Source organism: Cellulosimicrobium sp. JZ28, assembly GCF_015327065.1.
GTDB lineage: Bacteria > Actinomycetota > Actinomycetes > Actinomycetales > Cellulomonadaceae > Cellulosimicrobium > Cellulosimicrobium funkei.
In genome coordinates this window covers 4198378-4220165 of sequence record NZ_CP017660.1, presented here as the reverse complement: position 1 = coordinate 4220165, position 21788 = coordinate 4198378, and the positions used below count along the sequence as shown (strand labels likewise).

The 21788-nt window shown below is 74.5% G+C and carries 15 protein-coding genes and 1 pseudogene; 7 read left to right on the top strand and 9 right to left on the bottom strand.

What is annotated here, in order from left to right; all coding sequences use genetic code 11:
* The first annotated feature begins 175 nt into the window (after positions 1–175).
* A pseudogene (locus BJP59_RS18895) lies at positions 176–2847 on the top strand (heavy metal translocating P-type ATPase).
* 109 nt (positions 2848–2956) lie between these two features.
* On the opposite strand, the gene BJP59_RS18890 reads toward BJP59_RS18895, so the two are convergent.
* The 4 genes from BJP59_RS18890 to BJP59_RS18875 are packed head-to-tail and all read right to left on the bottom strand — an operon-like array spanning position 2957 to position 5820.
* On the bottom strand, positions 2957–3748 hold the full coding sequence (locus tag BJP59_RS18890) for an ABC transporter permease (RefSeq protein ID WP_137279903.1): 792 nt from the start codon (positions 3746–3748) through the stop codon (positions 2957–2959).
* Positions 3745–4755: an ABC transporter ATP-binding protein gene (locus tag BJP59_RS18885; RefSeq protein WP_194521741.1), complete on the bottom strand. Its 1011-nt coding sequence runs from the start codon at positions 4753–4755 to the stop codon at positions 3745–3747. The genes BJP59_RS18890 and BJP59_RS18885 overlap by 4 nt, the downstream gene beginning before the upstream one ends.
* On the bottom strand, positions 4752–5057 hold the full coding sequence (locus BJP59_RS18880) for a transcriptional regulator (protein ID WP_021482836.1): 306 nt from the start codon (positions 5055–5057) through the stop codon (positions 4752–4754). Before BJP59_RS18880 ends, BJP59_RS18885 begins: the two co-directional genes overlap by 4 nt.
* Positions 5050–5820, bottom strand: a complete 771-nt coding sequence (locus tag BJP59_RS18875; protein ID WP_194521740.1) for a hypothetical protein — start codon at positions 5818–5820, stop codon at positions 5050–5052. Before BJP59_RS18875 ends, BJP59_RS18880 begins: the two co-directional genes overlap by 8 nt.
* A gap of 180 nt (positions 5821–6000) precedes the next feature.
* Here BJP59_RS18875 and BJP59_RS18870 point away from each other — a divergent pair, with 180 nt between their 5' ends.
* The 3 genes from BJP59_RS18870 (at position 6001) to BJP59_RS18860 (ending at position 8400) form a co-directional block, all read left to right on the top strand.
* Positions 6001–6969 carry an SPFH domain-containing protein gene (locus BJP59_RS18870; RefSeq protein ID WP_021482834.1) on the top strand — a complete coding sequence of 323 codons (969 nt, stop codon included), beginning with the start codon at positions 6001–6003 and terminating at the stop codon, positions 6967–6969.
* Positions 6966–7379, top strand: coding sequence for an AT hook motif protein (locus BJP59_RS18865; RefSeq protein WP_194523156.1), 414 nt, complete (start codon positions 6966–6968; stop codon positions 7377–7379). The genes BJP59_RS18870 and BJP59_RS18865 overlap by 4 nt, the downstream gene beginning before the upstream one ends.
* A gap of 160 nt (positions 7380–7539) precedes the next feature.
* Positions 7540–8400, top strand: a complete 861-nt coding sequence (locus tag BJP59_RS18860; RefSeq protein WP_369824808.1) for a CPBP family intramembrane glutamic endopeptidase — start codon at positions 7540–7542, stop codon at positions 8398–8400.
* Between the two features lie 118 nt (positions 8401–8518).
* Here the strand turns inward: BJP59_RS18860 and BJP59_RS18855 are convergent, their stop codons facing one another.
* From BJP59_RS18855 to BJP59_RS18835, 5 genes are all read right to left on the bottom strand, one after another.
* The gene (locus BJP59_RS18855) at positions 8519–10249 is read right to left on the bottom strand and encodes a dipeptide ABC transporter ATP-binding protein (protein WP_168945851.1); all 1731 of its coding nucleotides are present in this window, start codon (positions 10247–10249) and stop codon (positions 8519–8521) included.
* Positions 10246–11370 (bottom strand): ABC transporter permease, encoded by a 1125-nt coding sequence (locus tag BJP59_RS18850; protein ID WP_442861554.1) that lies wholly within the window; start codon positions 11368–11370, stop codon positions 10246–10248. The genes BJP59_RS18855 and BJP59_RS18850 overlap by 4 nt, the downstream gene beginning before the upstream one ends.
* 145 nt (positions 11371–11515) lie before the next feature.
* Positions 11516–12637: an ABC transporter permease gene (locus tag BJP59_RS18845; RefSeq protein WP_081600020.1), complete on the bottom strand. Its 1122-nt coding sequence runs from the start codon at positions 12635–12637 to the stop codon at positions 11516–11518.
* Positions 12638–12751: 114 nt separating this feature from the next.
* On the bottom strand, positions 12752–14398 hold the full coding sequence (locus BJP59_RS18840) for an ABC transporter substrate-binding protein (protein ID WP_085386786.1): 1647 nt from the start codon (positions 14396–14398) through the stop codon (positions 12752–12754).
* A 294-nt stretch (positions 14399–14692) separates the two neighbouring features.
* Positions 14693–15622 carry an HdeD family acid-resistance protein gene (locus tag BJP59_RS18835; RefSeq protein WP_194521738.1) on the bottom strand — a complete coding sequence of 310 codons (930 nt, stop codon included), beginning with the start codon at positions 15620–15622 and terminating at the stop codon, positions 14693–14695.
* 170 nt (positions 15623–15792) lie between these two features.
* Between BJP59_RS18835 and BJP59_RS18830 the strand changes: the two genes are divergently transcribed.
* From BJP59_RS18830 to pntB, 3 genes are all read left to right on the top strand, one after another.
* A complete protein-coding gene (locus tag BJP59_RS18830; protein ID WP_228485185.1) occupies positions 15793–18597 on the top strand; it encodes a lysylphosphatidylglycerol synthase domain-containing protein in 2805 nt (934 codons plus the stop codon).
* A gap of 171 nt (positions 18598–18768) precedes the next feature.
* Positions 18769–20367 carry a Re/Si-specific NAD(P)(+) transhydrogenase subunit alpha gene (locus tag BJP59_RS18825; RefSeq protein ID WP_194521737.1) on the top strand — a complete coding sequence of 533 codons (1599 nt, stop codon included), beginning with the start codon at positions 18769–18771 and terminating at the stop codon, positions 20365–20367.
* The gene (gene pntB, locus BJP59_RS18820) at positions 20364–21773 is read left to right on the top strand and encodes a Re/Si-specific NAD(P)(+) transhydrogenase subunit beta (RefSeq protein ID WP_085386790.1); all 1410 of its coding nucleotides are present in this window, start codon (positions 20364–20366) and stop codon (positions 21771–21773) included. The genes BJP59_RS18825 and pntB overlap by 4 nt, the downstream gene beginning before the upstream one ends.
* Positions 21774–21788 lie beyond the last annotated feature (15 nt).

The window sequence follows — 21788 nt, the reverse complement described above, 5'->3', positions numbered from 1 at the left end:
GGCGGGACGCGCCTCGACCGCACGAGGCCGCGACCGTCGTCGGGCACCCCGGGTCCCGGTCGCCACCGCGACCCCCGACCCCCGCGCGCACCAGCAGCGCCGCGCACGCCGCGACGGCCACCACGCCGGACCACCGCGGCGACCTCGCCCCGCACCCCGTCGAGGAGCCCCACCGATGACCGCACAGCCCGCGCCCACGCCGACCGCCGCACCCGGCGGAGCCGCGGAGGCCCGGCCCGTCGCCGAGGTCGACCTCGCGATCGGCGGCATGACGTGCGCGTCGTGCGTCGCGCGCGTCGAGAAGCGCCTCAACCGCGTCGAGGGCGTCACCGCGACGGTCAACCTTCCGCTGGAGACCGCGCACGTCGTCCTCGCGACCGACGTCACCGACGCCGACCTCGTCGAGGCCGTCGAGAAGGCCGGCTACACGGCCCGCGTCACGACCCGCCGCGCAGCCGCCGCGACCGACCAGGGCACTCCCCCGGCGGATCAGGGCGAGACGACCGCCGTAGCGACCGCCGAGGCGGCGGTGCGGCCGGAGGACCCGGAGGCGGGCCCGCGCACCTCCGCCGACCCCGCCACCGAGCCGGCCCCCGCCATCGAGCCCGACCGCGCCGTCGGGCCTGACCGCGCTGTCGAGCCCGACCGCGCCACCGCCGGGCCCCACGACGGCTCGACACCCCCGACCGGGGCGTCGTGCTCGCGCGGCGCCTGCGCGTCGCGGCGGTCCTCACCGTGCCGGTCGTCGCGCTGTCGATGGTCCCGGCGCTGCAGTTCACCGGCTGGCAGTGGGTCGTCGCGGCGCTCTCGCTGCCCGTCGTCACGTGGGCCGCGTGGCCGTTCCACGCGGCGGCGTTCCGCGCGGCCCGGCACGGCGCGTCGACGATGGACACGCTCGTGTCGCTCGGCGTGGTCGCCGCGACGCTCTGGTCGCTGTGGGCGCTGCTGCTGGGCGGCGCGGGCGAGCTCGGGATGCGCATGGAGCCGACGCTCGTCCCGTCGCGCGGTCACGCGGGCGCCGCGCCCGAGCTCTACTTCGAGGTCGCGGCCGTCGTCACGACGTTCCTGCTCGCCGGCCGGTACGCCGAGCACCGCTCGAAGCGGCGCGCGGGCGACGCGCTGCGGTCGCTGCTCGCGCTGGGCGCGAAGGACGCGGAGCGCGTGCTGCTCGCCCCCGACGGCACCCCGCGCACCGGGCCCGACGGCGCGCGCGACACCGAGCGCGTGCCCGTCGCCGACCTCGCGGTGGGCGACGTGTTCCTCGTGCGGCCGGGCGACAAGGTCGCGACGGACGGCGTCGTGCTCGAGGGGTCGAGCGCCGTCGACACGTCGCTGCTCACGGGCGAGCCGGTGCCGGTCGACGTCGGCCCCGGCGACGCCGTGACCGGGGCGACGGTGAACGCGGCGGGCGCGCTGCTGGTGCGGGCGACGCGCGTGGGCGAGGAGACGACGCTCGCGCAGATCGGCCGCCTCGTCACGCAGGCCCAGACGGGCAAGGCGCCGGTGCAGCGGCTCGCGGACCGTATCTCCGCGGTGTTCGTGCCGGTCGTGCTCGTGCTCGCGGTGGGGACCCTGGCGGCGTGGCTCCTCGCGGGTGCCGGGACGCAGCTCGCGTTCACCGCCGCGGTCGCGGTCCTCATCATCGCGTGCCCGTGCGCGCTGGGGCTCGCGACGCCGACGGCCCTGCTCGTCGGCACGGGCCGGGGCGCGCAGCTCGGCGTTCTCATCAAGGGCCCGGAGATCCTCGAGTCGACGCGCCGCGTCGACACGGTGGTGCTCGACAAGACGGGCACGGTCACCCAGGGCGCGATGGCGCTCGAGGCGGTCGTCACGCCGTCGGGCCGCGCGCCGCTCGACCGGCTCGTGGCCGCCGACCCGACGGCCGCGGACGCGCGCGACGCCCTGCGCCAGGCGGGCGCGGTCGAGGCCCTGAGCGAGCACCCGATCGCCCGCGCGATCACCGCGGCCGCGCGCGACCTGCCCGCGGGCGTCCCGGCGTCGGACGACGGCCCCCGGGTCGGGGCCGACGGCGTCGCGGTGGGATCGCTGCAGGCGTTCGACTTCCGCAGCGCCCCGGGCGGCGGGGTCGAGGCCGTCGTCCGGACCGCGCACTCGGGCCTCTCGCTAGGCGCCGGGGCCGCGGGGCTCACCGCGCGCCGGGTGCTCGTCGGGCAGCCCGCGTGGCTCGCGCGCGAGGGCGTGACCCCGAAGCCGGCCCTCGACGACGCGTTCGCGGCGGCCGAGGCGTCGGGGGCGAGCGCCGTCGTCGTCGCGTGGGACGGCCGGGCGCGCGCGGTGCTCGTGCTGCGCGACCCGGTGAAGCCCACGTCGGCGGAGGCCGTGCGCGAGCTCCGGGAGCTCGGCCTGCGGCCCTACCTGCTCACGGGCGACGGCGAGGGCGCGGCCCTCGAGGCGGCGCGCGCCGTCGGCATCGCGGAGACGGACGTCGTCGCGCGCGTCCTCCCCGACGAGAAGGTCGACGTCGTGGCCCGGCTCCAGCGCGAGGGCCGCGTCGTCGCGATGGTCGGGGACGGCGTCAACGACGCCGCCGCGCTCGCGACGGCCGACCTCGGGCTCGCGATGGGGACCGGCACGGACGTCGCGATCGAGGCGAGCGACCTCACGCTCGTCCGCGGCGACCTGCGCAGCGCGGCGACCGCGATCCGGCTGTCGCGCCGCACGCTGCGCGTCATCCAGCAGAACCTCTTCTGGGCCTTCGCGTACAACGTCGCGGCCATCCCGCTCGCGGCGGCCGGCCTGCTCAACCCGATGATCGCGGGCGCGGCGATGGCCGCGAGCTCGGTGCTCGTCGTCGGGAACTCCCTGCGCCTGCGCCGCGCTGCCTGACACCCGGAACCGAAAACCGCCGAACACGGGGACGGCGACCAGAATCGCTCGGATCCGGTCGCCGTCCCCGTGCTCGGCGGGAGGGGTGGGGTCAGCAGGGGCGTGAGGGTCAGCGGAAGCGGCGGCCCTCGTCGCGGCGGTAGGCGCCGACCGCGAGGACGGCGAACAGCACCGTCCAGCCCAGGAGCACGAACCACGCCGCGCCGTACGCCGGCTCGCCCGTGAGGGCCTGGACGAGCAGGTCGCGGCCCGCGCGGGTCGGGGTGGCCTTCGAGATCGCGTCGAGCCAGTCGGGGAAGAGGAACGGCGGCAGGAACAGGCCGCCCGCGAACGCGAGCGGGAAGAGGATCACCTGCACCACCGGGAGCGCCGCCTTCGCCGACAGCGAGTAGCCGATCGCCATGCCGAGCAGCACGAACGGCACGGACACGAGCAGCACCGTCCCGACGCCCGCGAGGAGCTGGGTCGCGGTGACGCTCGCGTCGGTGAACAGCCAGCCGATGAGGATGAGCGGCACGAGGCCGAACAGCGAGAAGATCCCGCCGTTGAGCACGCGCGCCGCCATGCGCGGCGCGGGCCCCGCGGGCAGCGTGCGGACGAACGGGTCGAACGGCAGCTGCCGGTCCTCCGCGACGCCGAGCCCGTACGTGAACAGGCTCGCCGAGCAGATCGCGAACAGACCGAGCGACGCGACGGCCATGGTCGCCGCCACCGGGTCCTGCGCCACGGCCTTCTGCGGCACGACGAAGAAGAACATCGCGAGCGCGGGGAACAGCAGGTTGCCGAGCACCGCGACGGGTACGCGCACGGTCTCGAGGAACTGGTACTTGAGGTGCAGCCACGTGAGGCGCAGCGGCCCGGGCAGAGCCGCCGTCCGCGGGGTGGTGGTCGTGGTGGTCATCGGGCCCGTGCCTCCGTCGTCGGGGCCGCGTCGCGCGCGACCATCTGCTCGAACGCCTCCTCGAGGCTCGCGCCTCGGATCTCGAGGTCGTGGAAGTCGACGCCCGAGGTGACGAGCTCGCGCACGAGCGCGTCGGCGTCGGGCGTGTACAGCTCCTGGCGGCCGTCGCCGAGGCGGTCGGCCCGCACGACGCCCGGACGGTCGCGCAGGTCGACGGCCGACCCGACGACGACGCGCCGCAGGGACACGCGCCGCAGGATCGCGTCGAGCGAGTCGTCGGCCTTCACGACGCCCTGGTCGATGACGACGACGCGCTGCGCGAGCGCCTGCACCTCCTCGAGGTAGTGGCTCGTGAGCAGCACCGTCCCGCCGCCCGCGTGGTACGCGCGGATCGCGTCCCACAGCGCCTGCCGCGCGCCGACGTCGAGCCCCGTCGTCGGCTCGTCGAGCAGCACGACGCGCGGGCGGCCCACGAGCGAGAGCGCGACGGCGAGGCGGCGCTTCTGCCCGCCGGACATCGCGCCCGTCTGGCGGCCCGCGAGCTCGGTGAGGCCGAACTGCTCGAGCAGCTCCGCCGTCGGGACCGGGTCGGGGTAGTGGCCGCCGACGAAGTCCACGACCTCCCGCACCTTGAGCGTCGCGGGCAGGCCCGTCTCCTGCGGCGTGAGGCCGAGGCCGGCGCGGCTGCGCGCGTCGCGCGGGTCGCCCCCGAGGAGCCGCACCGTCCCGGAGTCGGGCCGTCGCTGCCCGCTGACCAGGGACAGCAGCGTCGACTTCCCGGCGCCGTTCGGGCCGAGCAGCCCGACGAGCTCGCCGCCCCCGACGGTGAGGGAGACGTCGTCGAGCGCGACGACCGCGCCGAAGCGACGCGTCACGCGGTCGACGGCGACCACGGGCGGGGTGTGGTCCGTGCCCGACGGCGCGGGCTCGGCTCGGGCGGTCCGGACCGGGCCGGTGCGCGGGGCGCGCTCGGTGCGCTCGGTGCGCTCGGTGCGCTCGTCGCTCATGGTCGGGCTCCCTTCAGGAGGGCGTCGAGGGCGGTCGTGTAGTCCTCGAAGGCGACGCGACCGCGGGCGGTGAGGGACAGGTAGGTGGCGGGCGTGCGGCCCTCGTGCGTCTTGGTGACGGTCACGTAGCCGGCGTCCTCGAGCTTGCGCAGGTGCGTCGAGAGGTTGCCGGCGGTCATGTCGAGGAGCTTCTGGAGCTTGGGGAACGACAGCTCGTCGCCCGTCGGGAGGGTGGCGAGCGTCGCGACCACGCGCAGCCGCGCGGGTGCGTGGATGACGGGGTCGAGCTCGGTCTCAGGCATCGGCCGCACCCTCCGCCGACCGGGCGGGCACGGGGCGGGACGCGCGGCGCCGTCGTCGGACGCGCACGACCTGCTCGATCGCGGCCATGACGAGGAAGCCGCCGCCGCCCGCGAGCGCCATGACGAGGTAGGTGAGCGGCAGCCCGGCGAACGTCGCGACGGCCGCGGTGAGGAGGATCCACACCCCGAGGACGAACAGCCCGCGGTCGCCGAACGCGGCCGCGCCGCCGAGGTAGAGGAGGCCGACGACGACGCACGCGAACGCGTTGCTCGCGAGCGCCATGACCTCCTCGGACGCCCCGGCGCGGGCCAGCCCGCCGAGCACGAGGCCGAAGCAGAGGAACCCGAGCATCCACGACCACCCGTACATCGCCCCGGTGCGGGCGCTCACGCCGCGCGTCCCGGCGGTGCGCGTGACGCTGTGGACGATCGTGAACGCGACGGCGGCCGCGATGAGGCTGAAGAAGACCCAGAAGGCCCACGGCTCGGGCTGGGCGCCCATGACCTGACCGGCGCCGCTCGTGACGCGGACCGTCGCGGTCCCGTCCGCGACCCGGACCGCGCTCGTCCACAGGCACAGGTAGCCGACGAGCCACGCGACGCCCCACGCGAGGAACAGCAGCCGGGAGTCGGGCTCGGTCGCCTGGCGCGCGCGCTCCTGCTGCTCCCGGATGAGGCGGAGCGTCTCGGCGGCGCCGAGGGACGGCTCGTCGGGCTCGCCGACGGCTCCGTCGTGGACGGCGTCGCCGTGGTCGGTCGTCATGGTGGCCTCTCGGTGGTGCGGGACGTTCCGGAAACTACTTTGCACTGCAAACCTGTTTGTAGATTCCCACACGCGGGCGCCGTCGCGCAAGACCCGGGAGACGGATGGCGGCGCTCCTCCGAAATGTGATATCACTTTGCTATACACGACGCGGCCCCGCCGCAGGAGAGGACGACCATCGTGACCGAGAGCGCAGCACCCCCGCAGGAGTCCGTCGGCGGCGAACCGACCGGCCGCCCCGTCGGCCACGACGGCACGCGCGTCGACGTCACCGAGCGGCCCGCCTGGTCCCTCGGCGCGGGTGGCGCGGCCGCCGTCATCGCGCTGAGCATCGTCCTGCTCCTCGGCGGCACGGGGCTCGTCGTGGCCGCCGCGGCGGAGGCCGGCAACCCCGCCGTGCTCATCACGCTCGGCGTCCTGGCGTTCCTCGCGGGCGTGCTCGTCCCGACCGGCGTCGCCGTCATCAACCCCGGCGAGACGGTCGTCGTCCAGTTCTTCGGCCGCTACCTCGGCACCGTCCGCACCACGGGCCTCGTCGCGACGGTGCCGCTCAGCACCCGCCGCCGCGTGTCCGTGCGCGTCCGGAACTTCGAGACGAGCGAGCTCAAGGTCAACGACGCCGACGGCAACCCCATCAACATCGCCGCGATCGTCGTCTGGCAGGTCGCCGATACCGCCAAGGCGTCGTTCGCGGTCGAGGACTACGACGACTTCGTCGTGGTCCAGGCCGAGTCCGCGCTGCGCCACGTCGCGATGTCCCACCCCTACGACGACGCCGAGGCCGGCGAGGAGTCGCTGCGCGGCGCGACGGAGGTCGTCTCGGCCGAGATCGCGGCGGAGGTCGCGGAGCGCGTCGTCGTGGCGGGCGTCGAGGTCATCGAGGCCCGCATCTCCAACCTCGCGTACGCGCCCGAGATCGCACAGGCGATGCTCCAGCGCCAGCAGGCCGGGGCGATCATCGCGGCACGCTCGCGCATCGTCGAGGGCGCGGTGTCGATGGTCGAGGACGCCCTGTCCCGCCTCGAGGCCGAGGACATCGTCACGCTCGACGACGAGCGCCGCGCGACGATGGTCTCCAACCTCCTCGTGGTGCTCTGCGGCGACAGCCGCGTGACGCCCGTCGTCAACACGGGGTCCCTGTACCAGTGACGCCCGTCGGGCCCACGCCGCCCGAGAAGCGCGACGCGCCCGACGACGGCGACCAGCCGTCGTCGGGCCGCGGCGTGCCCGCGGGCGGGCAGCAGGCCACGCCGGAGGGCGACGCACCCTCTCCGGGCGAGCAGGCGTCGTCGGGCACGGGCACAGCCCCGGGCGCGGGCGCAGACACGGGCACGGAGACGACCCCGGGCACGGGCCGAGCGCAGCGGCCGCAGCGCAAGTCGGTCCTCCTGCGCCTCGACCCCGCCGTGCACGACGCCCTCGCCCGCTGGGCCGGCGACGACCTGCGCAGCGTCAACGCCCAGATCGAGATGCTCCTGCGCCGAGCGCTCGACGACGCGGGCCGCCTCCCCCGCGACGTCCGCCCGCCCCGCCGCCCGGGCCGCCCACCCCGCCCCTAACCCCACCCGCCGAGCACGGGGTCCGCGACCGCTTTCGCCCCGATCCGGTCGCGGATCGCGTGGTCGCGGGGCGCTCCGCCCGTGGTCGGCGGACAGGTTCCGTCCAGGAGGCACCGAGGTGGGTTCCGGTGAGCGGTGCTATAACCGGACGGTGCCCGACCTGACCGCTCCCGGCTCACCCGCCGCGCCCGTGCCCGGCCCGACGGCCGCCGTCGTCCCCGGCACCGCCGACGGCGCTCCCGCGCGCCCGGACCGCGCCACGCGCCGTCGTATCGGCGCGGAGATCTGGATCGTGCTCGGGCTCAGCCTCGGCAAGTCCGCGGTCTACGCGATCATCAACATCGTCGCGCGGCTCACCGCCGGGACCCCGCTCGGCGAGCAGTCCGCGAGCCTCAACGTGAGCCGGTCGGCCCGCCCGTACCTCGACCTCACCTACCAGCTCGTCGGGATCTTCTTCGCCGTGCTGCCCGTCGCGCTCGCGCTCTACCTGCTCAGCGCGCGCGGCCGCTCCGCCGTCCGTGCCATCGGGCTCGACGGCGCCCGGCCGCTGCGCGACGTCGGCTGGGGGTTCGCCCTCGCCGCGGCCATCGGGATCCCCGGCCTGGGGTTCTACGCGCTCGGGCGTGTCCTCGGCATCACGGTCGAGGTCCAGGCGTCGGCGCTCAACGCCGCGTGGTGGACGGTGCCCGTGCTCATCCTCGCCGCGCTGCAGAACGGCCTGCTCGAGGAGGTCATCGCGGTCGGCTACCTGTTCGAGCGCACGCGCGACCTCGGGTGGGGCCGCGTGAAGTTCGTCGTGTGGAGCTCGCTCCTGCGCGGGTCGTACCACCTGTACCAGGGGTTCGGACCGTTTCTCGGGAACGTCGTCATGGGCGTCGTGTTCTCGTGGTTCTACACGTCCCGCTGGGGCCGGCACCGCGTCATGCCGCTCGTGATCGCGCACACCCTGCTCGACGTCGTCGCGTTCGTCGGGTACGCGCTCCTTCCCCTGGAGTGGAAGCAGTCCCTGGGCCTCGCCTGACGCCCGCCCGCCGAGGGAGAGCCAGACCACGGCTCTACCTCGGCGGACCACGGCTCTCCCTCGGCAGACCAGGGTTCTCCCTCGGCAGACCAGGGTTCTCCCCCGACGGGCCGGGGCGTCAGGCGCCGCGGAGGGCGCGGAGCTGCTCGCGGCGCTCCGCCTGGAGCACCGGGTCGGGCACGGGCAGGGACGCGAGGAGACGCTGCGTGTACTCCTCGCGCGGGCTGCCCAGCACCTCGGCGCCCGTGCCCTCCTCGACCAGCCGCCCGCGGTAGAGCACCGCGATGCGGTCGGAGAGCAGGTCCACGACGGCGAGGTCGTGGGACACGAACAGGCTCGCGAAACCCAGCTCGCGCTGGAGCTCGGCGAACAGCTCCAGCACGCGCGCCTGCACGGAGACGTCGAGCGCCGACGTCGGCTCGTCGGCCACGAGCAGCTCCGGGTCGAGCGCGAGGGCCCGGGCGAGCGACGCGCGCTGACGCTGCCCGCCGGAGAGCTCGTGCGGGAACCGGTCGCCGTACGACCGCGGGAGCTGCACGGCCTCCAGGAGCTCGTCGACGCGCCCGCGCGCCGCCTGGGGCGACTCCGCGCGCCCGTGCACGACGAGCGGCTCCGCGACGCAGTCCGCGATCGTGAGCAGCGGGTTGAAGCTCGTCGCGGGGTCCTGGAACACGAACCCGATGCGCGGCCGCACGGGGCGCAGCTCGCGCTCCTTCACGCCGTTCATCTCGACGCCGAGCACGCGCAGCGACCCGCCCGTCACCCGGGTGAGGCCGGCGACGGCGCGCGCGAACGTCGTCTTGCCGGAGCCGGACTCGCCCACGAGGCCGAGCACCTCACCGGGCCGGATGGTGAGCGAGACGTCGTCGACCGCGGTGAAGCCGGGACGGCGCAGGCGGCCCGGGTAGGTGACGGTCAGTCCCTGCGCGGCCACCACGGGCTCCGCGTCCGCCCACCCGGCGTCGCGGGCCGACGCGCGGGCCTCGGCCCGCGCGGTCCCCTCGCCGACGCGCGGCACGGAGTCGAGCAGCGCGCGCGTGTACGCGGCCTGCGGGGCGGCGAAGAGCTCGCGCGCGGGCGCCTGCTCGACGACCTTCCCCTGGTACATGACCGCGACCCGGTCGGCGAGGTCCGCGACGACGCCCATGTTGTGCGTGATGAGCACGATGGCCGTGCCGAACTCGTCGCGGCACCGGCGCAGGAGGTCGAGGATCTCGGCCTGGACGGTCACGTCGAGCGCGGTCGTGGGCTCGTCGGCGACGATGAGCCCCGGGTCGAGCACGAGGGCCATGGCGATGACGATGCGCTGCTTCTGCCCGCCGGAGAACTGGTGCGGGTAGTGGTCGACGCGCGTCTCCGGGTCCGGGATGCCGACGCGCCGCAGCACGTCGACCGCGCGCCGGCGCGCCTCGCGCCGCGACACCTTCGTGTGCGCGCGGATGCCCTCGACGATCTGCCAGCCCACCGTGTACACCGGGTTGAGCGCGGCGGAAGGCTCCTGGAAGACCATCGCGACGTCGGTCCCGCGGACCTGGCGCAGCCGCTCGCCGCCCAGCGTCACGACGTCGTGGTCGGCCGTCCCGGCCTTGTTCGTCAGCACGACGGCGCCGCGCGCCGTCGCGGTCGACGGCAGCAGGCCGAGGATCGTCTTCGCGGTCACCGTCTTGCCGGACCCCGACTCGCCGACGACGGCCAGCACCTCCCCGGGTGCGACCTCCAGGTCGACGCCGTCGACGGCGCGCACCGCCCCGGCGTCGGTCGCGAACGACACCGCGAGGTCGCGGATCGTCACGACGGGGCGTGCGGCGTCACCGCTCTCGCGGCGGGTCGTCTCGGTCACGGCGCTCATCGCCGGTCCTCCGTCTCGTCGTGGGGTGCGTCCGCCGGAGCAGGCGCAGGACCGGCCGCGGGGCCCGCCGCCGGACCTGTCGCAGGGCCGCCGTCGTCCGGGGTGCTGCCGACCCGCCCGTCGAGCCCGACGGCGTCGGGTTCGCGCTGCCCGGGGACGGCCGCGAGCTCGTCGGAGCGCGAGCCCGCGCCCTCGATCGCGTCGAGGCCGCCGGGGCCGGCGATGAGCGTGCCGCCCGGGACGACCGACGTCTCCGCGACGTCGCCCGACACCTCGGCGGACGCGCGGCGGGAGCGCAGCCGCGGGTCGGCGAGGTCGTTGAGGCTCTCGCCGACGAGCGTGATGCCGAGCACCACGAGCACGATCGCGAGGCCCGGGAAGAGCGCGGTCCACCAGATGCCGCTCGTCACGTCGGACACGGCCTTGTTGAGGTCGTAGCCCCACTCGGCGGCCGCCGTCGGCTCGATGCCGAACCCGAGGAACCCGAGCCCGGCGAGCGTGAGGATCGCCTCGGACGCGTTGAGCGTGACGATGAGCGGCAGCGTGCGGGTCGAGTTCCGCAGGACGTGGCGCACCATGATGCGCCGGTGCGGCGTGCCGAGCACGCGCGCCGAGTCGACGAACGCCTCGCCCTTGATCCGCACGACCTCCGCGCGCGTGACGCGGAAGTACTGCGGCACGAACACCACGGTGATCGAGAAGGCCGCGGCGAGGATGCCGCCCCACATGCTCGACTGGCCGCCGGAGATGACGATCGCCATGAGGATCGCGAGGAGCAGGGACGGGAACGCGTAGATCGCGTCGCACACCACGACGAGCAGGCGGTCGGCCCAGCCGCCGAAGTACCCGGAGACGAGCCCGAGCAGCACCCCGACGACGATCGAGGCGAGGATCGCCACGACGATGACGAGGAGCGCCGTCTGCGCGCCCCAGATGACGCGCGACAGGACGTCGTAGCCGCCGACGGTCGTGCCGAGCAGGTGCTCGGCGGACGGCGGCTGCTGCGCGCCGAACGGCCCGTCCGCGGTGCGGAGCTGGCTGTACCCGTAGGGGGCGAGCACGGGCGCGAGCGCGGCGGTGAGCAGGAAGAGGCCCGTGATGACGAGGCCCGTGACGAGCATGCCGCGCTGCAGCCCGACGCTCTGCCGGAGCTGGTGGACGACGGGCAGACGCTTCCACCACGCGACGCGCCCGCGCTCGGGGACGACGACGGGGACGGGGCCCCCGGTGCCCGGACCGGCCGGGACGACGGTCTCCGCGACCATGTCAGTACCTCACCCTCGGGTCGATGAGCGCCGCGATGATGTCGACGAGGAAGTTCGTGACCGCGACGATCACGGCCATGAGCACGACGATCCCCTGCACGGCGACGAAGTCGCGCGCCTGGAGGTACTCGGCGAGCTGGAACCCGAGCCCCTTCCACTCGAACGTCGTCTCGGTGAGCACGGCGCCCGCGAGGAGCATCGCGACCTGGAGCCCGATGACGGTGATGATGGGGATGAGCGCGGGGCGCCACGCGTGCGCGCGCACGAGCCGGGACTCGCGCACGCCGCGCGACCGCGCCGCGACCACGTAGTCGGTCGAGAGCGTCCCGATGACGTTGGTGCGCACGAGCCGGAGGAACACGCCCGCCGTGAGCAGCCCGAGCGCGAGCGCCGGGAGCACGGCGTGCTGGAGCACGTCGCCGACGATCGCCGGGTCGCCCGTCCGGATCGCGTCGATCAGGTAGAAGCCGGTCGGGTCGTCGAGGAACTGCAGCTCGATCTCCGCGTCGGTGGACGCGCGCCCGGACACGGGCAGCCAGCCGAGCCACACCGAGAAGACGAGCTTGAGCATGAGGCCGGCGAAGAACACGGGCGTCGCGTAGGCGAGGATCGCGGAGACGCGCAGGATCGCGTCGGGCACGCGGTCGCGCAGGTAGCCCGCGAGCATGCCCAGCGGGATGCCGACGACGAACGCGACGAGCAGGGCGTAGACCGCGAGCTCGAGCGTCGCGGTCCCGTACGTCGCGAGCACCTCGGTGACCGGGCGGTTGTCGCTGATCGTCGTGCCGAAGTCGCCGCGCACGATGCCGCCGAGGTACTCGAGGTACTGCACGACCACCGGGCGGTCGTACCCGGCCTCGTGGATGCGCTCGGCGAGCTGGTCCGGCGTGAGCCGTCCGCCGAGCGCGGCGGTGATCGGGTCGCCCGTGGCCCGCATGACCACGAAGACCGTGGTCACGAGGATGAAGACCGTCGGGATGATGAGCAGCGCGCGGACCAGGATGTAGCTCCCGAGCCCGCCGCCGCGACGGCGGGTCGTGCGTGGGGTGCGCACCCGCCCCGTGCCGCCGGGGTCGCGGGGCGCGTCCTCGCCGACGGGCACGTCGGTGGTGGTGGTCGTCATGTCGTCTCTTCCTCAGGTGCCCGGGCGTCGGCGTGGTCGCCGGTCCGGACGAGCGGTGCCCGGCCCTCCCCGCGGGTCGCGCGGGGAGGGCCGGGCGGCTGGGGCAGCTGCCGGTCAGCCCTTGGACAGCGCCGCGTAGCGGAACTTGAAGGACGGGTCCAGCGTGTCCTCGGCCCCCTCCACGTCCGTCCCGACGACCGCGACCTGCGCGCCCTGGAGGTACGGGAGCGTGGACAGGTCCGCCGCGACCTTGCTCTGGATCTCCTCGATGAGCGCGGTGCGCTCGTCGGCGTCGGGCGTCGCCGCCTGCTGGAGGATGAGGTCGTTGACCTCCTGGTTGGCGTAGTGGTTCACCAGGAAGTTCTCCGTGAGGAAGAACGGCGTGAGGTAGTTGTCCGCGTCGGAGTAGTCCGGGAACCAGCCGAGCTGGTACGCCGGGTAGACGTCGGACGTGCGCTCCTTGGCGTACGTGACCCACTCGGTGGTCTGCAGGTTGACCGTGAAGAGGCCGTCCTTCTCGAGCTGGTCCTTGATGAGCGCGTACTCGTCGGCCGACGACGGGCCGTAGTGGTCGTTCGAGTACTGCAGGTTGAGCGTCACGGGCGTCTCGACGCCGGCGTCGGCCAGGAGCTGCTGCGCCTTCGCCGCGTCGGGCTTGCCCGCGCCGTCGCCGTACATCTCCTTGAGCGGCTCGGCGGCGCCGGTCAGCCCCGCGGGCACGTAGGAGTACAGCGGGGTGTAGGTGCCCTTGTAGACCTGGTCCGAGAGCTCGTCGCGGTCGATGAGCGATGCGGCCGCCTGGCGCACGGCCAGCGCCTTGGCCGGGTCGGCCTCCGGCGTCTTCGCACCGAACGGCTGGGTGTCGAAGTTGAACGTGATGTAGCGGATCTCGCCGCCGGGGCCGTCCACGACCTTGACGTCGTCGTTGCCGCGCAGGTCCTCGATGTCCGTCGCGGACAGGCTGCGCCACGCGACGTCGATCTTGCCCTGCTGGATCTCGAGCTTCATGTTCGACGCCTCGGCGAAGTACTTCACCGCGACCTTGTCGGTCTTCGCCGGGCCGAGGAGGCCCTCGTAGCCGTCGTACGCCTCGTAGGAGACGAGCTCGTTGAACTTGTAGCCCGTGATCGTGTACTGGCCGGCGAACGCCTTGCCGTCGACGATGTCCTGGTCCGAGGTGAGCGCGTCGGCCGCGAAGACGTCCTCGTCGACGATCGGGCCCGCCGGGCTGGACAGGATCTGCGGGAAGAGCTGGTCGTTCTCGCTCTTCAGGTGGAAGACGACGGTCGTGTCGTCGGGCGCCTCGACGCTGTCGAGGTTGTAGAGCAGCGACGCCGGCCCGTTCTCGTCGTTGATCGCGACCTGGCGGTCGAACGAGAACTTCACGTCGGACGACGTGAGGTCGTTGCCGTTGGCCCACTTGAGGCCCGGCTTGAGCTTGACCGTGTACTCGGTCGGCGAGGTGAACTCGGCCGACTCCGCGATGTCGGGCTCGACGTCGGGGCTGCCGTACGGGGTGTTCATGAGGAACGGGAAGACCTGGTTCATCACGGCGAACGAGCCGTTGTCGTACGAGCCGGCCGGGTCGAGCACCGTGACCTTGTCGGTGGTGCCGATGACGAGCGAGCCGCTCGCCGAACCGCCGCCGTCCCCGTCGCCCTCGCCGTCGCTCGAGCCCCCGCCGCACGCGGTCAGGGTCAGCGTCACCGCCGTGATACCGGCGGCCGCGGCGAGGAGCCGCTTCCTGGACACCGCTGTCATGTGTCTACCTCTTTCTCGGGTTTCTCGGGGTGCGAGACACCGGTGGCGCGACCTTGCACGCACCAGGACCCCGACCTGTCGGCGGAGTGCCGTGATTTCTAGCACAGTGCCGTGTCGCACAGGTGTCAGGATCGACAGAAACCCGGACAGAACGCCAGCGTTGTTACCCGGTCGTAACCCTGCGCCCCGGGCAACGGTCGTGACGTGAGACACACTCACGGCGGTCGCGCCGTGGGTGTAAGGTCCCGCCCCTTCCGGGGCGCCCGGCCCTGGCGGACGACGGCCGACCGGGCCTCAGGAGCCCGCGCGGTCCTCCGGCCCTGCCGCCCCGGGACCACCCGCCGCCGGGTCGCCCGGGCCAGGCTCGACCGGGGCGGGCTCCACCGGAGCGGGGTCGGCCGGGCCGAGGTCGGCCGGGGCGAGGTCGCTCGTCGGGGACGCGGCGGGCGCGGGAGCCGCCGGGTCGGCCGCCGGGGTCCCGGCGGGCGCCCCGCCCACGGCCGACGGCGGAGCCACGCCCGGGTGCACCGCGGCGGCGCCCAGCACCGACCCGCCCGTCACGACGACACCGGCCGCGACCGCCTGCGCGCGCAGGTCGGCGAGCTCGCGTGCGACCGCCCGGACCGCGAAGCCGGACACCACGTGGATCGCCCCCGACACGAACGCGTACAGGGCGAACACCACCGTGACGAGGCGCAGCACGTCGAACGCGTCGAGCGGGCGCGTGACGAGGAGGATCCCGAAGAGCACCGACACGATCCCGACGGCGAGCATCCACGCCCAGCCGAGGTCGCGGTTGCGCACGAGCGCCGCCGCCCCGGCGATCGTCGTGATGCCGAGGACGAGCACCCAGACGGCGAGGACGTAGTACAGCGCCGTCGCGCCGAGGTCCGGCCACAGCGCCACCACGACGCCGAACACGACGTTGACCCCGGCCTGCGCGAGCCACCACGCCGACCCGACCTGCTTGCGGTGCACGAACCCCTGGACGGCGACCAGCACGCCGTCGGCCACGAGGAACGCCCCCAGCACGACCCGGAGGGTCCCCAGCTGCTCGAGCGGCTCGATCATGAGGAGCAGGCCCAGGACGACGAGGAGCGTGCCCCGGACGACGGGGAGCCACCACACCCGGCGGAAGGGGTTGCGCTCCTGCCCGCTCTCGTCCGGCGTCGCGGGTGCGGCGTCTCCGGCCTCGTCGCGCTGCGTCGTCGTGCCACGTGCCATGCCGACCTCCCCAGGGGTGCTCGCACCCCCATGCTAGGGAGGCCTTCCTCACACCCGCCCGTCGAACAACCCCCCAGGTGCATCGGACAACCGGTCGAACCGGGCGAATCACCCGGAGGAATCGGCCAAATACCGCGCCTGCCGGGACCCCCGGACCTAGACTCGCAGGCATGTCCTCCCCCGCGCCCGAGCCGACGACGGGCGACACGCCCCACGTGGGCGCGGTCGTCGAGGTCGGGTCGCTCGCCGCGTCGGGCCGGCGTGACGCCCGTCCCCAGACCGGCGCGCTCGAGGCGCTGCTCGCCCCGCGCGACGCCGACGACGAGGGCACCGTCCGGGTCGTCGACACCGCCGAGCAGCGGGTCCGGCACCCGATCGACTTCGTCAACCTCGTGCTGTGCGCGGTGGGCGTCGCGGTCGTCATGCTCATGTCGGTGTATGCGCACGGCACGACCGAGGGCGTCGCGGAGGACGTGCAGAACTTCTCGGACGTGCTCGCCCGCGTGCTCTTCCTCCCGGTCACCGTGCTCGAAGGGCTCATCACGCTCTTCGTGCCGCTCGCGGTGCTGGTCGAGCTCGGTCTGCGCCGGCTGGGGCGGCAGGTCGTCGAGTCCATCGTCGCCGCGGCGCTCGGCCTGCTCCTCGGGGTGCTGGTCGTGCTCGCGCTGCGCACGTGGGGCTCCGACGACCTGATCCGCGGGCTCTCCGCGTTCATCGACGGGTCGTGGCAGCTCACCATCCCCGACTACCTGTACGTCGCCGCGATCGCCGGCCTCCTCACGGCCGCGGGCACCCGCACCCGGCGACGCACCGTCAAGTGGTCGTGGAACCTGCTGTTCGTCGCGATCGGCGTCGTGCTCATCACCGGCCAGGTCTCGCTGCCGGGCATCATCATCACGCTGCTGCTCGGGCGCATCGCCGGGCTGGCCGTGCGGTACGTCTCCGGAGTCCGCAGCGAGCGCGCCTACGGGCCCGACCTCGTGGCCGGGGTCCGGCGCGCGGGCTTCTCACCCGTGGCGCTCGTCCGCGTGCGCGACGTCACCGACGACGACGAGCTCGCCGAGGCGGCGGACGACCCGATCACGGAGGTCGACGCCGAGGGCCGGATCACGGCCGAGGTGCACGTCGGCGTGCTGCGCGCGCCCGGCGCGGGCGACGACGGCGGGACCGTCCTCACCGCCGACGCCGCCCTCGCGGCGCACCACCTCGGGGCCGCGCACGCCGACGAGAGCGAGGTCCCGCAGGGCACGGACGCCGCCCCCGAGCCGCAGGACGCCCCGTCCGACCCGGCCGCGATCGCGCTGACGCGCGCGGGCGACAACCGCGTCTACGCGATGCTCGCGGAGGACGACGTGCGCCGCGACGTCGTCGTGCTCGACGGCGACCGCCAGGTCGTCGGCTTCCTCACCCGCTTCTGGCGGTCGCTGCGCCTGCGCGGCAGCGAGGGTCGCGCCGCGATCTCGCTGCGCGCCGCCGCGGAGCGCACGGCCCTCCTGTCCTACGCGGCCCGGGCGGCCGGCGTCCGCACGCCGCGGCTCCTGGGCGTCGCCGAGTCCGCCGACTCCATGGTGCTGGTCCAGGAGCACGCGACGGGCGCCGTGTCGCTGCGCGACCTCCCCGTCGAGGACGTCACCGGCTCGGTGCTCAACGAGGCGTGGCGCCAGCTCCGCCTCGCCCACTCCGCGGGGATCGCGCACCGTGCCCTGACCTCCGACGTCGTGCTCGTCTCGCACGAGCCGGCGACGGGCGCCCCGGAGGTGTGGCTCACCGGGTGGGAGCAGGGCGACATCGCGTCGTCCGAGCTCGCGCGCCGCATGGACCTCGCCCAGATGGTCGCGCTGCTCGCGCTGCGCGTCGGGGCGCAGCGCGCGGTCGAGTCGGCGGTGAGCGTGCTGCCCGACGACGACATCGCAGCCATCGGCCCGCTGCTCCAGTCGGTCGCCCTGCCGCCGAGCACGCGCGAGGAGATCCGGCAGGACAAGGAGCTCCTCAAGGAGCTGCGCGCCGCCCTCGTGGAGCGGCTGCCCGAGGCGGACGTCGAGCCGCAGCGGATCACGCGGTTCGGCGCCCGCACGGTGCTGACGATCGCGCTCGTGATCGCCGCGGTGACCGCGCTCGTCACGTCGTTCAACTTCGAGCAGATCGCCGAGGCCGTCACCGAGGCGAACCCGTGGTGGGCCGTCCTGTCGTTCGTGCTCGGCATCCTCACGTGGGTCGGCGCCGCGATGACGCTCACGGCGTTCTCGCCCAAGCGCCTGCCGTTCTGGCGCGTCAACCTGACCCAGGCGGCCGGCTCCTACGTCGCGCTCGCCGCGCCCGCGGGGATCGGCCCGGCGGCGCTCAACCTCCGGCTGCTCACGAAGCGCGGCATCTCGACGCCGATGGCCGTCGCCACCGTCGCGCTCGTGCAGGTGTCGCAGTTCGTCGTGACGATCCTCATCCTCGTGGTGCTGTCGGTCTTCACCGGCGAGGGTGGCCTCGTCCAGCTCCCCTCGACGACGGTGCTGCTCGCCATCGGCGGCGTCGCGCTCGCCGTGCTCGCGACGCTCCTCGTGCCCGCGGTGCGGACGTGGGCGCTCGCCAAGCTCCGGCCGACCGTCCAGCAGGTGTGGCCGCGACTCTCGGAGATGCTCGGCCAGCCGGGGCGCCTCGCCGTCGGCCTTGCGGGGAACATCGTCATGACGCTCGGCTACGTGCTGGCCTTCGACGCCGCGCTCGCGGCGTTCGGGCAGGAGCTGGACCTCGTCGACGTCGCCGTGATCTACCTGGTCGGCAACGCGGCCGGTGCCGCCGTCCCGACGCCGGGCGGCCTGGGCACCATCGAGCTCGCGCTGACCGCGGGGCTCACCGCGGCCGGCGTCCCGGTCGCGCTCGCCACGTCGGCCACCCTCCTCTTCCGCGTCGCGACGTACTGGGCGCGCATCCCCATCGGCTGGTTCGCCATGCGCTTCCTGCAGAAGAAGGGCGACCTCTAGCCGCCGCTCCCGGCTCCGGCGCGGTCCGCGCACCGCGCGGGCCGACACCGCGGCCCCGGGGACGTTCGACCCGGGACGGCGCGGGCGGCCCCCGATAGGCTCGCCGCGCACCCGCCGTCCCCACCGGTCGCGCGCGTGCCGACGACGCCCGACGAGGTGAGGAGCCCGCACGTGAGGATCGGTGTCCCCCGCGAGGTGAGGGACGGGGAGCGGCTGGTCGCCGCCACCCCGCGCACGGTCGAGCGCCTGCGGGCGCTCGGGTACGAGGTGGTCGTCGAGCACGACGCGGGCGCGGGGGCCACGTTCTCCGACGCCGCGTACGAGGCCGCGGGCGCCGCGGTGGTCGACGCCGCGACGGCGTGGGGGGCCGACGTCGTCACCGCCGTGAACGCGCCCACCGACGCGCAGGTGGCGCTCCTGCGCCCGGGCGCGACCCTCGTCGCGATGCTCGGTCCTGCGAACGACCCCGACCTCGTGCGGCGCCTCGCCGACCACGGCGTGACCGCGCTCGCGCTCGACGCCGTGCCCCGCATCTCGCGTGCCCAGGCCCTCGACGTCCTGAGCACGCTGTCGAACGTCGCGGGCTACCGCGCCGTCGTCGAGGCCGCGGCCGAGTACGGCGGCATGTTCGCGGGGCAGGTCACCGCCGCGGGCAAGACGCCGCCCGCGAAGGTCTTCGTCATCGGCGGTGGGGTCGCGGGGCTCGCCGCGGTCGGCGCGGCCGCGAGCCTCGGCGCGCAGGTCCGCGCGTTCGACGTCCGGTCGGAGGCGGCCGAGCAGATCGAGTCCATGGGCGGCACCGCCGTGCGCGAGCCCGCGGCGCAGCAGGGCATGTCGGCCGACGGCTACGCGAAGCCGCTCACGCCCGAGCAGGAGGCGGCGGCCCTCGCCGTCTACGCGCGCGAGGCGGCCGACGCGGACGTCGTCGTCACGACGGCGCTCGTGCGCGGCCGGGCGCCGCGCACCCTCACGGCCGAGGCGGTCGCCGGGATGCGTCCCGGGAGCGTCGTCGTGGACCTCGCGGCCTCGGGCGGCGGCAACTGCGCGCTCACCGTGCCGGGCGAGCGTGTCGTCACCGAGAACGGCGTCGTGGTTGTCGGCTGGACCGACCTCGCGGGCCGGCTCCCGCAGCACACGTCGCAGCTCCTGGGGACGAACGTCGTGCACCTGCTCGAGCTGCTCACGCCCGGCACGGACGGCGTGCCCGTGCTCGACCTCGACGACCCGGTCCAGCGCGGCATGACCGTCGCGCGCGCCGGCGAGGTCCTCTGGCCGCCGCCGCCCGTCGCGGTGAGCGCGGCGCCGTCCCCCGCCGCGCCACCACCGCCGGACCCCGCCCAGGAGGCCGCGGACCGCGAGCGGGCCGCCGCGGAGGCCGCCGCCGCCGCGAGCCTGCGCCGCCGCCGTCGGACCGTCGGCGCCGCGCTCGCCGCGGTGCTCGTCACGCTCGCGCTGTCGTTCGCGCCGCCGTCGCTCGTCGGGCACGTCACGGTGTTCACGCTCGCGGTGATCGTCGGGTACTACGTCATCTCGAACGTCACGCACTCCCTGCACACGCCGCTCATGGCCCAGACGAACGCGATCTCCGGCATCATCCTCGTCGGCGCGCTCCTGCAGCTCGGCTCCGACGACTGGGTCGTCACGACGCTCGCGCTCGTCGCGGCGACGCTCGCGAGCATCAACGTGTTCGGTGGCTTCCTCGTCGCGAACCGCATGATCGGCATGTTCCGCAAGGACGTCCCCGCCCGCGCGCAGGGGGTGGCCCGATGACCGCCACGTCCGTCGCCCAGGCCGTCTACGTCCTCGCGGCCGTCCTGTTCGTGCTGAGCCTCGCGGGCCTGTCGAAGCAGGAGTCCGCGCGCCGCGGCAACGTCCTCGGCATGGTCGGCATGGTCCTCGCCCTGGCCGCGACGATCGTCCTCGCGCTCGGCACGAGCGCCCGCCCGGTCCTCGTCACCGCGCTGCTCGTCGCGGTCGTGCTCCTCGTGGGCGCCGCCGTCGGGACGTGGCGGGCCCGCCGCGTCGAGATGACGCAGATGCCCGAGCTCATCGCGATCCTGCACAGCTTCGTCGGGGCCGCGGCCGTGCTCGTCGGCTTCAACTCCTACCTCACCGCGCAGGCCGCGGGGCACGACGACGTCGCGCACCTCGTCGAGGTCTCGCTCGGCGTGCTCGTGGGCGCCGTGACGTTCACCGGCTCCGTCGTCGCGTTCCTCAAGCTGTCCGGCCGCACGCGGTCGGCGCCGCTCCAGCTCCCCGGCCGGAACCTGCTCAACCTCGGGGCGCTCGTGGCGAGCCTCGGGCTCGTCGCGTGGTTCGTCGTCGCGCCGTCCGTGTGGCCGCTGCTGCTGCTCACCGTCGTGTCGCTCGCGCTGGGCTGGCACCTCGTCGCGTCGATCGGGGGCGGCGACATGCCCGTCGTCGTCTCGATGCTCAACTCGTACTCCGGCTGGGCCGCCGCCGCGGCCGGCTTCATGCTGGGCAACGACCTGCTCATCGTCACAGGCGCGCTCGTCGGGTCCTCCGGTGCGATCCTCAGCTACATCATGTGCCGGGCCATGAACCGGTCGTTCGTGTCCGTCATCCTCGGCGGCTTCGGGGCCGAGGAGGGTGCGGCCCCCGCGGGCGGCGAGGGCCCGCAGGGCGAGCACCGCGAGGTGAGCGCCGACGACGTCGCGGCCCTCCTGCGCGACGCGCGGAGCGTCGTCATCACCCCGGGCTACGGCATGGCGGTCGCCAAGGCGCAGTACCCCGTCGCCGACCTCGTGCAGCTCCTGCGCGACGGCGGCGCGCAGGTCCGCTTCGGCGTCCACCCCGTCGCGGGCCGGCTCCCCGGGCACATGAACGTGCTGCTCGCGGAGGCGCGCGTCCCGTACGACATCGTGCTCGAGATGGACGAGATCAACGACGACCTGGCGGGGACGGACGTCGTGCTCGTCATCGGGGCGAACGACACCGTGAACCCGGCCGCGCTCGACGACCCGGGCTCGCCCATCGCGGGGATGCCCGTGCTGCACGTGTGGGAGGCGGAGCAGGTCGTCGTCTTCAAGCGGTCCATGGCGGCGGGCTACGCCGGGGTGCAGAACCCGCTGTTCTTCCGCGAGAACACCGGGATGCTCTTCGGGGACGCCAAGCAACGGGTCGAGGACATCGTGGCGGCGCTCCGCGCGGGCTGAGGGGCCGCGGGCGAC

Coding starts and splice junctions, on each gene's coding strand:
- BJP59_RS18875 (WP_194521740.1), bottom strand. CDS start 5,820: ATGACGACCGACCACGGCGACGCCGTCCACGACGGAGCCGTCGGCGAG.
- BJP59_RS18845 (WP_081600020.1), bottom strand. CDS start 12,637: ATGACGACCACCACCACCGACGTGCCCGTCGGCGAGGACGCGCCCCGC.
- BJP59_RS18855 (WP_168945851.1), bottom strand. CDS start 10,249: ATGAGCGCCGTGACCGAGACGACCCGCCGCGAGAGCGGTGACGCCGCA.
- BJP59_RS18850 (WP_442861554.1), bottom strand. CDS start 11,370: ATGCTCGTCACGGGCCTCGTCATCACGGGCCTCTTCCTGCTCACCGCC.
- BJP59_RS18885 (WP_194521741.1), bottom strand. CDS start 4,755: ATGAGCGACGAGCGCACCGAGCGCACCGAGCGCACCGAGCGCGCCCCG.
- BJP59_RS18890 (WP_137279903.1), bottom strand. CDS start 3,748: ATGACCACCACGACCACCACCCCGCGGACGGCGGCTCTGCCCGGGCCG.
- BJP59_RS18830 (WP_228485185.1), top strand. CDS start 15,793: ATGTCCTCCCCCGCGCCCGAGCCGACGACGGGCGACACGCCCCACGTG.
- BJP59_RS18840 (WP_085386786.1), bottom strand. CDS start 14,398: ATGACAGCGGTGTCCAGGAAGCGGCTCCTCGCCGCGGCCGCCGGTATC.
- pntB (WP_085386790.1), top strand. CDS start 20,364: ATGACCGCCACGTCCGTCGCCCAGGCCGTCTACGTCCTCGCGGCCGTC.
- BJP59_RS18880 (WP_021482836.1), bottom strand. CDS start 5,057: ATGCCTGAGACCGAGCTCGACCCCGTCATCCACGCACCCGCGCGGCTG.
- BJP59_RS18835 (WP_194521738.1), bottom strand. CDS start 15,622: ATGGCACGTGGCACGACGACGCAGCGCGACGAGGCCGGAGACGCCGCA.